Here is a 13,450-nt window from a genome sequence, read left to right as displayed (position 1 = left end):
CTCTCCTTGTCCCAAACTATTTTTTGTTTGGCTACATCTTCATCGGACTTGAGTCAGCACTCCGTCTTGCATTTCATAGACCTTGTCAACCTCGTCCAGTAGGCGGTTATCATGGGTAATCATGACCACGCTCTTGTTAAATTTTTGAGTCACTTCTTTGAGCAGATGGACCACTCGCTTAGCCCGCTCCGTATCCAGACTAGCTGTCGGCTCATCAGCCAAGATAATATCTGGGCTATTGTAAAGCGCTCTGGCGATAGCAGCTCGCTGTCGTTCCCCGCCAGACAATTCTTTGGGATACTGCTTGAGCGTGTCTTTTAGATCTAGCAGCTCAATCAAACTGTCCAGATCTGTCCTTTCTTTTTTAGACAAACGATCAATTAGCTGGAACTGGTCTTCGATTTTCAAAAAAGGAATGAGATTGGAAGCCTGCAAAATAAAGCCGAAATCATTGAAGCGTAGAGCAGCCCTTTCCTTTTCCTTGAGCTGGGAAGTATCTTTCCCACGTAGGAGAATCTGTCCTTTTGAGGGAGTTTGCAAATGGCCCAGCAAGGTAAGAAAGGTTGTTTTCCCTGATCCTGACGGCCCGATAATGGCTACAAACTGCCCAGCTTCCAAGCGGAAATCCGTTGGCTTCAGGGCTTGGACCAGCGTATGCCCCTGACCATATTCTTTTGTAACCCCTTTTAGTTCTATGATTGGCATTTACTCACCTCCAATCGCTGTGATAGGGTCAATTTTCAGAACCCGATGAATAGACAAGAGTCCACCGGCCAGCGACATGAAAACAATCAGGACAATCAAGCCAGCATAAGCTCGCCAATCACTGTAAAAAGGCATAGAGGCCGGCAAGACTAGCTGGGTTCCCAAAAGAGCCAAGACAGCTAAGCTGATTCCCAGAGTGGATAGGATGAAAATCTGCCAGAAAATAGAAGCAATAATCTTCCCACTGGCAATCCCTTGGGCACGCATAATACCGTAAAGTTGGGTCTTCTGAATGGTGATAATGTACATGAAAATCCCCAATACTAAAAAGGTAATCAGAACCATGGCCCCAATCATAAAGGAAAAAGTCAGAACCTGAGGCTGATAACCAGGGATATTTTCTATAAACTCACTCATAGAGAGCTGACTAAGCCCAGTTTCTTCAATCTTTTGACTATCTTTGACCACAAGTGCACTGATATTCTTAACCTGACTAGAGCCGTACTTTAATTCCCTGAAATCATCTAAATCCATAAAAATTACAGGTTGCGTAAAGAAGCTATTATCTTCTGTGAAGCCAACAACCTGATAGAGGCGCTCACTGCCATTGAGCTGGAGCTGGTCGCCTAGTTTGACACCTTTTTGTTGCAGGCGCTTATCCGCAATGACTTCATGAGCATTCTCAGCAGGACGTCCCTCAATAATGTCAGGCGCTAGAAAACTATCCCAAGAGAGACCAAAAACTTGAGCATTGAGTTTATCAGTCCCATCTTCATAATTGGCCACTGCTGACGTTTGTCCCAAAGCAGCGACTGAGTCCCCTTGAAGCAAGCTACTGTACTCCTCTTCCTTGAGAGTCGAAGCGATTAGATTCTTATTGGCGTACTCCGACAAGACAATTGACTCAGCCTGCCATTGGTCCAGAGCCAAGCGATTGAGCCTAGCCAAACCGACAGAAAGACTAGACAAAAAGAAAACCATATAGGTAATGAGAAAGACCACAGCAACCACTAAACGATAGCGTCCACGGCTGTAGATAATCTCTTTAAAAGCTAAAAACAAAGCTATCCTCCTTTGAGATGTTAAAGATCATTATATCATAAAGAAGCAAGCTAGAAAAACATATGAGACTAATGGCAACCAGATTCACACGAAAATCACTAAGTCGTATAGCGGTTCCCTAAGTAAGAAACTTTCCTTAAAAGAAATTCATAAAATAAAAAGAAACAAGGGCTTCAGTTCATATACTGAAACCGTTCTTGTTTCTTTTTCTTTACGCTTCGCACACACTTTTTCTGAGCAGATTAAGAAACACTTTACTGCTTGGTAAAGGTCAGAGTGTCTGGATCATCATCCAATTCGTTCACAATCAGCTGATTGCCATTTTGTCGGTAACTTTTGACATCGTCACCGACAATTAGTCTCTGCTTCGCTGCATCTACTTGTACCTGTTTGATTTCCTTACTGCCATCGACCTCGGTCTCAGTCCAAGTGCCAGTCTTACCGTTGATTTCTAGGACATGCTGGTCACCATCATGGTCGGTTGCTTGGTAGCGTCCGTTTATATTGCTGGTCTGACCTGCATTGGATGAAGAAGCCTGTTCTTGCGCAGGCTGTGATGTTTGGCTTTGGGTATTTTGTGATGAGTTAGCATTTCCTCCCTGATTAGCATTGCCTGAGCAAGCAGTCAATAGAACTGCGACTGTCAATGATAAGATTCCAGTAAAGGCTTTTTTCGAAATAGTCATATTGCTTTCTCCTTTTTCTACACTTGTAGTTTATAATTGTATTCTACAATTGTCTGTTTTGTTTGTCAATCATATAGCATTTTTTATCTAAAAATAGAAAATTCTCCAGCCTAACTTGACTGGAGATGTAGAATTTCTTGCTTCTTCTAGAGGATCAAAGCTAGTCATCCTTGATGGCCGAGCCTTATGCCTTATCCCCAAATAACAGAGTGGAATTCTGCAGATAGGGATTGGGGTACTTTCTAAGCAAATCTTTCACAGCTTCTACCAAAACCTTCTGCTCCACCTGACCTACTTGGTATCGATCTAAAAGAAGCATAAAATTTTCTTTTTCAGCGGGGCTGGCTTTTTTCTTAAAATAACCCCAAACATGCTGAAAGGCATTGCAGACCTGACCTCGGTTTTCAGGCAGGGCTACCGCCTGATCAATCAAGTCTTGGACATGTGTTGCTTCCACCAAGTCACTTTTCAGATACTGACGGATTTCCAGATAGATCTTACTGGAATGACTGAGAACCAGATATTTATTTCTAGCCCAAAGAGTCTGACATTGGGATATTTGGTTTGAATTTTCCATAATTACTTTTCCTACAATTTTTCCTTTTATTTCGGAAAAATCCATTCAATATGTGGAGCTCGCTCACTAATTTCTCTATGAATGGTATTGAAATCAGCATCAACAAGATCATTCAAGTCAATCTCTTCCAGTGTTTTTCCTTCTTCGTCTTTAAAATAAAGTATGCGATAAGTTGATCTCGAATTTTTAGAATAAGCACGTCTAATTTCATACTCTATTTGCTTAATATTTGTTAAATTAATGTGATTTATATCTTGGAAAACAGAGGGTTTAACATCAATCTTATCATCAGAAATAGTAAAAGCTGCAGGCTCATGAGCTTTCTTATAAGCCGAAACACCTAAAATAGTAACTATAATACCTGCACCAATTAGAATTGGGCCCACATATTTATTATTTTGATTGAGAATTTCTTGCTCAGATTCCTTTTCTCTTCGGATAGAAGCTTGTTCGGACTCTAATTGTTTATTATAGGTCTCTACAAAAGCTTGCAGTCTTTTTTGCTCTTCTTCTGGTGTTTCATTCTCAGGTGCAAAATCCGAATTAACCAAGGTTTTGGCTTTTTCAATAGTCATCAGGCTTTCATTCAACTTTGCATCTTTTCGTTCAGACTCTAGCTGTTCTAAGCGATCACTGTGGTTCCCACCACTACTATTTGGTGATTGCATTACTCCAATGAATATGAAGGTTCCAATAATAACAATAATAATAGCTACAATTTCAGCTGCATAACTTCTTTTATATCCCATTAAAATATTCTTTCTGTAAAATCTTTATTGGGACTAGGATACCATAAATCAAGTTTTTTATAAAGTCCTACTATTAGATAAAAGCAGCCCTTAAGGACTGCTTCTCTTTGTATATACTAGCGCACTTCTGCGCCGACATTTTCTTCCAAGGATTTTTCAATTTTTTCCATGTATTTAGCCACTTCATCGTCAGTCAGGCTGTCTTCTGGATTTTGGAAGGTCAGTGTGTAGGCCATAGACTTAAGGCCGACACCCAGCTTTTCACCTGAGAAGATATCGAAGAGCTTGATATCTGTCAAACGTTTCACTCCGGCAGCTTGAATCGCTTCCACCACCTGTCTGTGGCTGATCTCTGCTTTGAGCAACAAGGCCACATCGCGAGTAACAGCTGGGAATCTGTTGATTTCTGCAAAAGGCTGTTCTGGCTCAAGACTCGCCTCAATAGCTGTCAGATTGAGCTCTGCCACATAGGTTTCTGGGATATCATAAGCCTTAGCCGTCACTGGATGAACCTGCCCGACATAGCCCACAGGCTGACCTTTGATCAAAATCAGCGCTGTCCGACCTGGATGCAGACTCTTAAGCTGGTCAGTTGCTTGATAATCAGCTTCTAATCCCAAGCGGTCAAAGAGCGCTTCAACCACTCCCTTAGCGTAAAAGAAGTCAACAGGAGTCGCTGGCGTTTGGAAATCTTTTTCACTTACCAAGCCAGTTAGGGCAAAGGCAAAGCTATTGATTTCATTAGGCAATTCTTCCTTCGGATTGCCTGTTTGTTCAAAGATTTTCCCAATTTCATAAAGGGCCAAATCCTTATTTTTACGAGCAACATTGTAGCTGACAGTATCCAACATGCCTGAGAGCACATTTTGGCGAAGAACACTGCGCTCCCTTGTCATAGGCCACATAAGCTCCGTTAGATTTGTAGGATTAAGCGTAAATTCGACAGCTTTTTCTGGCGTGGTCAAGGCATAGGAAATAATCTCGGTCAGACCTGCTCCTTCAGCCACCGTCCGAACCTTGCGACGTAGCTTCTGAGTGGCCGTCAATTCGCCAGCCGTTCCAGCATCTTGAGGCAGGGAAACTGGCAAGCGGTCGTAGCCATAAATACGAGCAATTTCCTCGTAAAGATCTACTGGAATACTGATATCCCAACGACGAGCAGGCACGCTGACTGTGAACAAGTCCGCAGATCCGCTAAGACCAAAGCCTAGACGACGGAAAATATCTTCAATATCCGCATAAGTCAAATCTGTTCCCAAGACTCGGTTGACATCTGAAAGGCTAGTCGAAACCTGCTTGTCAGTCGTATCTAACTGTCCTGCTTGGACAATGCCAGCATGAACAGTTGCACCTGCCAAGTCAGCAATCATGCTTGCAGCAGCATCTAGAGCTTCAGTTACTGTTGCAAGGTTAATTCCTTTTTCAAAGCGTGAAGAAGACTCAGAACGCAAGCCCAGACGGCTACTTGTCTTACGGATTGACTTGCCATCAAAGACAGCTGCTTCCAGAACGACACGAGTCGACTTATCAGAGATTTCGGTGGCTGCTCCGCCCATAACGCCTGCAAGGGCCACTGGCTTATCTGCCACAGTGATAACTAAATCTCCAACTTCCAGCTCCCGCTCTTCGCCGTCCAGCGTTACCAGTTTTTCACCAGCACGCACTTCTCGGACGACAATCTGGTCATCCTCAAATGTATCCAGATCAAAGGCATGCATGGGCTGACCAAAGTAGAGCAAGATATAGTTAGTCACGTCCACTACGTTATTAATCGGACGGATTCCTTCGTTCATGAGGCGATTTTGCAGCCACTGAGGACTCGGAGCAATGGTCACATTGTCCAAAATACGAGCGGCATAAAACGGTGCTTTTTCAGTCTCAAGGGCTACAGATAAGCTAGCCGCAGCCTCTTTATCCCCTTCAGTCAAAGGAAATTCTTTGAAATGAACAGGCTTATCGTAGATAGCTGCTACTTCGTGTGCCACCCCACGCATAGACAAAGCGTCAGCCCGGTTTGGCGTGATGGAAAGCTCGATAATCTCATCATCCAAGTCCAGATAAGGGAAGACCTCATCTCCTGGTACAGCACTATCTGGCAAAATTTGGATACCATCCGCAAATTCTTTTGGCACGACCGAATCAGAAATCCCCAGCTCACTGAGAGAGCAAATCATACCCAGTGACTCCAAGCCACGGATTTTCCCTTTTTTAATCTTATAATTATCTGCAATGCGAGCGCCTGGTACAGCCACCATAACTTTGATCCCAGCGCGAACATTCGGTGCACCACAGACAATCTGACGAGGCTCGTCTTCACCAACATTGACTTGACAGAGGTGCAGGTGGGTATCTGGAACATCCTCGCAGCTCAGAACTTCTCCGACAACAATTTTCGAAAGACCTTCAGCTGGCGAGCTGACTCCTTCTACTTCAATACCAGTTGTGGACATTTTCTCCGCCAGCTCAGCGCTTGTCACATCCAAATCAACCAGCTCTTTTAACCATTTATAACTAACTAACATATTTATGATTTTACGACCGACCAAAACTAACTTTGATTTCATAGACAAAGCCAGTCCGTTCTATCTTCGGTCGTATTTGATTCCTCTCTATAAATTTCTGTTTTCACTAAAAGCCTAATAAGTAGCGATACTCTCGTCTTTTTAATTTAATTTCTTTCTTAAAAGCCAGTCAATATCGACTGTGTCACCAGTGATATATTCATGCTGGCTAAATCTTTCAAAGCCATATTTAAAATAAAAGTTCTGAGCCTTGAAATTTCTTTCCCAAACGCCTAGCCAAGCCCAGCTAAAGCCACGTTTTCGGGCTTCTTCTAGAGCAAATTCAAACATTTCCTTGCCCAAGCCGAGACCCTGATGGGAGGCAAGCACATAAATCCGTTGAATTTCAAAGGAATCTTCTAACTCCTGCTCTGTCTGAGCCTGACCCCAATTACACTTGAGAAAACCAGCAATCTTTTGCTCCTTGTCTAGTACAAAATAATGCTCAGACTCAGGATTCGCCAACTCCCGCTCCAGCCTTTCACGCGCCAGCTCATGGGCAAAATAATGCTCCAAGTCTTCCTGCTTGATGAAAGGACCAAAAGTTTCTTGGTAGGTCTGCACTTCCAAGTCCCGCAAAATATCCAGATCCTCTGGCCGAACTCTAACTAACATAGGGCACTCCTTTCCCAGAAGCGGCTTAGAATAAACTTCCCAGCTAAAAATGTCTTATAGAGGCAGCTAAACTGATGAACATCTATGCCACGCATTTCAAGCTCGCAAACATTGCTAATCAGGCTTGTCGTGATGGGATTGTTCAAATCAAGTCCTATTCTACTGACTTCTTACTTAAACTGCTGTGAAAAACGTACATCGCCTTGGTAGAAGCCACGAATATCGTTGATACCGTAGCGAAGCATAGCTACCCGCTCCTGACCAAGTCCAAAGGCAAAGCCAGAATATTTCTCTGAATCGATGCCACTCATCTCCAAGACACTTGGGTGCACCATTCCAGCTCCCATGATTTCGATCCAGCCAGTCTTCTTGCAGACATTACAGCCGGCCCCACCACACTTAAAGCAAGATACGTCCACTTCGACAGATGGCTCTGTGAATGGGAAGTAAGATGGACGCAGACGAATCTTACGATCCGCACCAAACATTTTTTGCACAATCAGCTGCAGAGTTCCCTGCAAGTCAGCCATAGAGATATTTTCCCCTACGACCAGACCTTCAATCTGGTGAAACTGGTGAGAGTGAGTCGCATCGTCTGTATCACGACGGAAAACACGTCCCGGAGAGATCATCTTGAGTGGCCCTTGGCTAAAGTCATGAGCATCCATGGCACGAGCTTGGACAGGAGAAGTGTGAGTACGCAAGAGGATCTCTTCTGTAATGTAGAAAGTGTCCTGCATATCCCGTGCTGGGTGGTCCTTAGGTAGATTCATCCGCTCAAAGTTATAGTAATCTGACTCAACCTCGAAACCATCCACAACCTGATAGCCCATACCGATAAAGATATCTTCGATTTCTTCACTTGTTTGGGTCAAGATATGGCGATTTCCAGCCGGAATCTTACGTCCAGGCAGGGTCACATCCAAGGCGTCATTGGCCAGCTGGGCTGCAACTTTCTGCTCTTCCAAGATTTGAGCTGCTTCTTCAAAGGCTGCATTTAGCACATCTCGTGCTTCATTGACGTGCTTCCCGATAATAGGACGCATCTCAGCAGAAACATCCTTCATCCCTTTGAGAATCTCAGTAAGACTCCCTTTTTTCCCTAGGACAGATACTTTCAGCTCCTGCATATCCTTAGCATTTTCCAGAGTAATGGTCTGCAATTGGGCTAAAGTTTCCTCACGCAGACTCTGCAATCGTTCTTCAATTGTTGACATAGTTCCTCCAAAATAAAAACCGCGGTCTCACTCACACCGAAGCGGAGCGTTGACACGCGGTACCATCCGTTTTTTATCTGGCAAGCCAGACCTTAATTACCAATCCCAAAGCAAGTGAATTCGCCTAGATTTCATCTAGAGAGCTCTCAGTCGCTGGCTCCCCTCCCTGTCAAACCTCCCCTAGGTTACTGGTCTTGCGGATTGCTATTCAATTATATTTCATTCTAACAGATTTCTAAACATTTCGCAAGCTCAGTTATAGAATTTACAAGAAGAAAAAGAAGTCCGTTGAGCAACAGACTTCTTTTCTTTTATTTAATCACTTGTCCTGCTTCTTTGAGGACATCTTCTGGGATAGTAATGCCCAGTTCTTTGGCATTTTTAGTATTGATAACAGATTTACCTTTATCAAAAATATCTACTGCAGTATCAGCAGGTTTGGCACCTTTAAGAACTTTAGCAGCCATTTTACCAGTCGCAACACCGAGGTCATACTGGTCTACAACGACAGAGGCAAGACCGCCTTCTTCTACCATGGCCGTCGCACTTGGATAAATCGGCTTCTTAGCTTCTTTATTGCTGGACACAACTGTCGCAAATGCTGACGCAATGGTATTGTCAATTGGAATCCAGATAGCATCAACCTTGCCAGTCATGACATTCATAGTTGAAGCAATTTCATTGGTTGAAGGAACAGAGTATTCCTCTACCTTGAAGCCTGCCTCTTCGGCCAATTTTTTGAACTCTTCTACCTGAGCTTTAGAGTTGTCTTCACTGCTAGAATAAAGGGCACCGATTGTTTTCACATTTGGCGTTAATTTTTTAATCAACTCTAGTTGTTGCTTAGCTGGATTGTGGTCAGAAACACCTGTGATATTACCACCTGGCTTGTCCAGATTTTTAACTAGATTTGCTCCGACTGGATCTGTGATAGCTCCCATGACGATAGGCTTGTCCTTAGTAGCCGCAGCTAGTCCTTGCGCAGACGGAGTCGCAATCCCAATCAGCACATCGTTATCATTAGCAACAAGCTGCTTGCTCATGGTAGAAACCTTGCTCTGATCGCCTTCAGCATTCATAAAATCAATCTTAATCTTGTCGCCCTTATAGCCTTCCTCAGCTAAACCATCTTGAATTCCCTTGTAAATCAAATCAAGGGAAGGGTGGCTAACATACTGCAAGACACCAACCTTGGCTGTCTTACTATCGTCGCCAGTCTTAGATCCGTTGCTCTTTCCGCTCAAGCTGGAATAAGCCATCCCACCGATTACCAAAACAGCCAAGAGGCCTAAAATAGTCATTAAATGTTTATTTTTCATATTCTTTCTCCATTTCTTTATTTCATTTTTTGCTATTCAATCCCTAGGGACGCCATCGTTTAAACATGGGCAATTCTCCTTATTTTTTATAATAAGCAACAAAAAAACCTCACACAGATATTCTGTGTGAGGGCGTAAATCGCGGTGCCACCTCAATTATGTAAAAATAGCTAGTATTTCCCCATATCTCTGTCTTGTCATCAAACAAGCTGCACTGTAAGGTGTGCCTACCGAATTCTTATTGTTTCAAATTCATTTTATCAATTAGCCCAATTTCGTAAAGATTTGCTGCTCATTTCCACCAACCACAAGCTCGCTAAAAACAAATGCATCTACTACTTTTCTAATTTCCTATATTGTAATTTTTTCCTGAAGGGATGTCAAGGCTTTTTTGAAAATTTTTATAAAATGTTCGGTTTTTGTTTATATCGATAATCATTGAAAAAAATAAATTTCTTTTTGATGAGACTTTAGAAGCTTTTGGCTTGGTTTTTTGTTATAATCTTCTTTAGCAACTTTCAAGGAGAAAAACATGTCTTTCGACGGATTTTTTTTACACCATATGACAGAGGAGCTGCGCCGCGAACTGCTGGGCGGCCGCATCCAAAAGATTAATCAACCTTTTGAACAGGAGCTGGTTTTACAGATTCGCAGCAACCGTAAAAGCCACAAGCTGCTCCTATCAGCCCACTCGGTCTTTGGGCGCGTCCAGCTGACAGATACCACGTTTGAAAATCCAGCAGTGCCTAATACCTTTATCATGGTCATGCGCAAATACCTACAGGGTGCTGTCATTGAAGCGATCCAGCAAGTGGAGAATGACCGGATTTTGGAAATCAGCGTCTCCAATAAGAACGAAATCGGAGATAGCGTGGCTGTGACTCTGGTTATCGAAATCATGGGCAAGCACAGCAATATCATTCTCTTGGATAAGGCCAGCGGTAAGATTATTGAAGCCATCAAACATGTCGGATTTTCGCAAAATAGCTATCGCACTATCCTGCCGGGCTCAACCTATGTCGCACCGCCTCAAACAGGTAGTCTCAATCCTTTCACTGTAGGTGATGAAAAGCTCTTCCAAATCCTACAGACAGAGAATTTAGAGCCCAAACGCCTGCAGCAGATTTTTCAGGGCTTGGGTCGGGATACAGCTACTGAACTCAGTGGCCGTTTGACAGCTGACAAGCTCAAAAACTTTCGAGCATTTTTTGCCAGTCCGACTCAGCCAAGCCTGACCGAAAAATCCTTCTCTGCTCTGCTATTTTCTGACAGCAAGACCCAAATGTCCACACTATCCGAGCTTTTGGATACTTTCTATAAGGACAAGGCTGAGCGCGATCGGGTCAACCAGCAGGCCAGCGAACTCATCCGCAGGGTAGAAAATGAGTTGGAAAAGAACCGGAAAAAACTGGGCAAGCAAGAGGAAGAGCTCCTAGCAACGGAGAATGCAGAAGAATTCCGCCAAAAAGGGGAACTCTTGACCACCTTTCTCCATCAGGTGCCCAACGACCAAGATCAGGTAGAGCTGGACAATTACTACACAGGTGAGAAGATTAGCATCTCGCTTGACAAGGCCCTGACCCCAAACCAAAATGCCCAGCGCTATTTCAAACGCTACCAGAAGCTCAAGGAAGCCGTCAAACATCTGACCAGTTTGATTGAGGAGACTCGGGCTACCATACTCTACCTAGAGAGCGTGGAAACCGCCCTTGCTCAGGCCAGCCTAACTGAAGTTGCGGAAATCCGAGAGGAACTAATTCAGACTGGCTTTATCCGACGACGCCAAAGAGAGAAAATCCAGAAAAGGCAGAAACCGGAGAAATATTTGGCAACTGACGGTCAAACCATTATCCTCGTCGGCCGCAACAACCTACAAAATGACGAACTGACGTTTAAGATGGCTAAGAAGGACGAGCTTTGGTTCCACGCCAAGGATATCCCAGGAAGCCATGTGGTCATCACCGGCAATCTCCAGCCCAGCGATGAAGTCAAGACAGACGCTGCCGAGCTAGCGGCCTACTTCTCCAAGGCCAGACTCTCCAATCTGGTCCAAGTGGACATGATTGAAGTCAGAAAACTCAATAAACCAACCGGTGGCAAGCCAGGATTTGTCACCTATACAGGCCAGAAAACCCTGCGCGTCACACCTGATGAAGAAAAGATTAAAAGCATGAAAATGTAAACTAATCCGTTTCTAAAATATGGATTTGGCGGATATTGAAAAACAAAAGAGGAGCCTCGGCTCCTCAAACTTACTAAATTAAAAATTCTAGTTATCTTTCAGAGGTTGGGACAGCAGAGTCCTAGCCTCTTTTTTTATCAGAAATAGACTATTGTCACAGTAATTGACTACTCAACCCTATCCATGTCCGATCTTACTTCATCGACATTGAATTTTGCAAAGAGGAACTTACGGTCTTGAACTGGAAAACGTTGATCCAACTGATCGACAGCACCTAGCTCCACAATCCCTTCCTTGATAACAAAGTCCATAACGTGACCACCAAAGGTATGGTCGTCTGAAATAAAGTGAAGATGATAGCCGGCTACACTGACACCGTGGAAAATTTCGGGTGTCCAAAAGCCAATAATGGTGCCGGAGACATTATCAGCATGGTACTCAGGCTGACTTACGGCTACTTCAGCAAACTTCTTCTCTGAAGTCGATTTTGGAATCATTCGCACATGCATGTGGGAAAATTCTCCATGAATCTTGATGGAGCGAAATAGATTTTCCCCATCGTAATAGGATTCAATTCGCTTTTCCAGCTCTTCATCTGTCATTTCGAAGCGTTGGCGGAAAATGACCTCCGCTTGGTGGGGAACAACTGCAGCGTAGGGCACTGTTACATCATCTGAAACTTCTACAACTTCAGGCACATTGCCAGATCCCTTAGCCTGATAGGCCTTACCATCAAGAACAATCAACTCCCCATCAATGGAATCCAGTGTACCAATCCCCAAATCGCCGTATTTCAGGAGCTCCCCAATCGTCATGCTCCCACCATAAAGTCCAGCCATCAAGGCTCCTAGGGTATTATACTGAAATAATTTCACTGGCTCTGCCATTTTTTCTCCTATATCAACAAACTTCTGTATTTTCTAAGATAATTAAGTATATCATATTCTGGTCGAATTTCAAAAAAATCGTTTAATGGACAATCAAAATGTAATTCCGATACCCTAAATCAACTGACTTTCCTCAATACCGGCATCAGCGAGGATTTGAGCCACTCGGTCAAACTTAAGTCGAAAATGCTCTAGTTTGTGGCCATCGGAGCCAACTGAAAAGCGCTGACCACCAAGCTCCTTGACAAGACTAAGAGCGTAGATATAGTGGTCTTCATGACCGTATAAATACATGGACTTGCAGTTGAGTTCAAAGGCCAGATCATGATCAATCATCTTTTGAAAAAGCTGTCGCAGCTGAGGCTCAAAAGTTTTTAACTCCTCTACGGTAAGCTCAAATTTCCGAAAGCCATAGTCAAAGTGAGCTAGGACATCCGCCGGAACAGCTTCAATAGCCTCTTCCAGCTCTCTCAGGTAACGAGGAATTAACTCCATCTTATCCAGCTGCAAGACAGGCTCTTCCAGATAGTCAAAACTACCATTGTGGTGGACAGATAGGAGTTTCAGATCGTATTCCTTATCGGCTAGGAATGATAAAATATCAGCCTTACGCGGAGCATAGTAACCAATTTCAATCCCCTTTTTGATGCGGTTGCCATATTGCTGGTTCAGCTCTGCAATTTTTGCCGAATAGGCCGCATAGTCAGGCACATCATCATGGGGCGAGGTAGCTTGGTAAGGGTAGGGATTGGACAGGTCATAGTGCTCGGTAGTGACAATCTCGCCCTCGTAATGGTCCAGATAGTCAGAAAAATCCGCCTCAGAATCATAGGAAAAATAGGTATGAAGATGGTTGTCGCGCATGCTTGCCGCCTTTCTGCAAATCTTAT

12 protein-coding genes are annotated in these 13,450 nt (G+C 43.7%); 1 reads left to right on the top strand and 11 read right to left on the bottom strand.

Going from position 1 to position 13,450, the window contains the following annotated elements:
• Positions 1-39 precede the first annotated feature (39 nt).
• The 9 genes from D8790_RS06880 to trpX all read right to left on the bottom strand — a co-directional run bounded on the left by D8790_RS06880 (position 40) and on the right by trpX (position 9,491).
• Positions 40-705, bottom strand: coding sequence for an ABC transporter ATP-binding protein (locus tag D8790_RS06880; protein ID WP_125388071.1), 666 nt, complete (start codon positions 703-705; stop codon positions 40-42).
• The gene (locus D8790_RS06875; protein WP_185761925.1) at positions 706-1,767 is read right to left on the bottom strand and encodes an ABC transporter permease; all 1,062 of its coding nucleotides are present in this window, start codon (positions 1,765-1,767) and stop codon (positions 706-708) included.
• Between the two features lie 254 nt (positions 1,768-2,021).
• Entirely contained in the window at positions 2,022-2,453 is a 432-nt protein-coding gene (locus tag D8790_RS06870) for an SP_0198 family lipoprotein (RefSeq protein ID WP_062004223.1), read from the bottom strand.
• A 184-nt stretch (positions 2,454-2,637) separates the two neighbouring features.
• A complete protein-coding gene (locus tag D8790_RS06865; RefSeq protein ID WP_125388070.1) occupies positions 2,638-3,030 on the bottom strand; it encodes a YbgA family protein in 393 nt (130 codons plus the stop codon).
• 26 nt (positions 3,031-3,056) lie between these two features.
• The gene (locus D8790_RS06860; protein WP_125388069.1) at positions 3,057-3,779 is read right to left on the bottom strand and encodes a hypothetical protein; all 723 of its coding nucleotides are present in this window, start codon (positions 3,777-3,779) and stop codon (positions 3,057-3,059) included.
• A 116-nt stretch (positions 3,780-3,895) separates the two neighbouring features.
• On the bottom strand, positions 3,896-6,343 hold the full coding sequence (gene pheT, locus D8790_RS06855; protein WP_376739453.1) for a phenylalanine--tRNA ligase subunit beta: 2,448 nt from the start codon (positions 6,341-6,343) through the stop codon (positions 3,896-3,898).
• A 99-nt stretch (positions 6,344-6,442) separates the two neighbouring features.
• Entirely contained in the window at positions 6,443-6,955 is a 513-nt protein-coding gene (locus tag D8790_RS06850) for a GNAT family N-acetyltransferase (RefSeq protein ID WP_125388068.1), read from the bottom strand.
• 170 nt (positions 6,956-7,125) lie between these two features.
• Positions 7,126-8,172 carry a phenylalanine--tRNA ligase subunit alpha gene (pheS, locus tag D8790_RS06845; protein WP_048764605.1) on the bottom strand — a complete coding sequence of 349 codons (1,047 nt, stop codon included), beginning with the start codon at positions 8,170-8,172 and terminating at the stop codon, positions 7,126-7,128.
• Between the two features lie 311 nt (positions 8,173-8,483).
• On the bottom strand, positions 8,484-9,491 hold the full coding sequence (trpX, locus tag D8790_RS06840) for a tryptophan ABC transporter substrate-binding protein (protein ID WP_125388067.1): 1,008 nt from the start codon (positions 9,489-9,491) through the stop codon (positions 8,484-8,486).
• Positions 9,492-10,023: 532 nt separating this feature from the next.
• On the opposite strand from trpX, the gene fbpA reads away from it, so the two are divergent.
• Positions 10,024-11,673: an Rqc2 family fibronectin-binding protein FbpA gene (gene fbpA, locus D8790_RS06835; RefSeq protein WP_125388066.1), complete on the top strand. Its 1,650-nt coding sequence runs from the start codon at positions 10,024-10,026 to the stop codon at positions 11,671-11,673.
• Between the two features lie 167 nt (positions 11,674-11,840).
• On the opposite strand, the gene budA is transcribed toward fbpA, so the two are convergent.
• Together budA and D8790_RS06825 are read right to left on the bottom strand one after the other, a co-directional pair.
• On the bottom strand, positions 11,841-12,560 hold the full coding sequence (gene budA / locus D8790_RS06830) for an acetolactate decarboxylase (RefSeq protein ID WP_125388065.1): 720 nt from the start codon (positions 12,558-12,560) through the stop codon (positions 11,841-11,843).
• Between the two features lie 114 nt (positions 12,561-12,674).
• Positions 12,675-13,424 (bottom strand): PHP domain-containing protein, encoded by a 750-nt coding sequence (locus tag D8790_RS06825; protein WP_125388142.1) that lies wholly within the window; start codon positions 13,422-13,424, stop codon positions 12,675-12,677.
• Positions 13,425-13,450: the final 26 nt, after the last annotated feature.

The organism is Streptococcus cristatus (assembly GCF_003943535.1).
Classification (GTDB): domain Bacteria; phylum Bacillota; class Bacilli; order Lactobacillales; family Streptococcaceae; genus Streptococcus; species Streptococcus cristatus_L.
The sequence above is the reverse complement of the archived record's forward strand: the minus strand, read 5'-3'. Positions and strand labels throughout refer to the sequence as shown.

Excerpts from the sequence above, each read along its gene's own strand:
- D8790_RS06880 (WP_125388071.1), bottom strand. The coding sequence starts at position 705 with ATGCCAATCATAGAACTAAAAGGGGTTACAAAAGAATATGGTCAGGGG.
- D8790_RS06870 (WP_062004223.1), bottom strand. The coding sequence starts at position 2,453 with ATGACTATTTCGAAAAAAGCCTTTACTGGAATCTTATCATTGACAGTC.
- D8790_RS06865 (WP_125388070.1), bottom strand. The coding sequence starts at position 3,030 with ATGGAAAATTCAAACCAAATATCCCAATGTCAGACTCTTTGGGCTAGA.
- D8790_RS06860 (WP_125388069.1), bottom strand. The coding sequence starts at position 3,779 with ATGGGATATAAAAGAAGTTATGCAGCTGAAATTGTAGCTATTATTATT.
- pheT (WP_376739453.1), bottom strand. The coding sequence starts at position 6,343 with ATGAAATCAAAGTTAGTTTTGGTCGGTCGTAAAATCATAAATATGTTA.
- D8790_RS06850 (WP_125388068.1), bottom strand. The coding sequence starts at position 6,955 with ATGTTAGTTAGAGTTCGGCCAGAGGATCTGGATATTTTGCGGGACTTG.
- pheS (WP_048764605.1), bottom strand. The coding sequence starts at position 8,172 with ATGTCAACAATTGAAGAACGATTGCAGAGTCTGCGTGAGGAAACTTTA.
- trpX (WP_125388067.1), bottom strand. The coding sequence starts at position 9,491 with ATGAAAAATAAACATTTAATGACTATTTTAGGCCTCTTGGCTGTTTTG.
- fbpA (WP_125388066.1), top strand. The coding sequence starts at position 10,024 with ATGTCTTTCGACGGATTTTTTTTACACCATATGACAGAGGAGCTGCGC.
- budA (WP_125388065.1), bottom strand. The coding sequence starts at position 12,560 with ATGGCAGAGCCAGTGAAATTATTTCAGTATAATACCCTAGGAGCCTTG.
- D8790_RS06825 (WP_125388142.1), bottom strand. The coding sequence starts at position 13,424 with ATGCGCGACAACCATCTTCATACCTATTTTTCCTATGATTCTGAGGCG.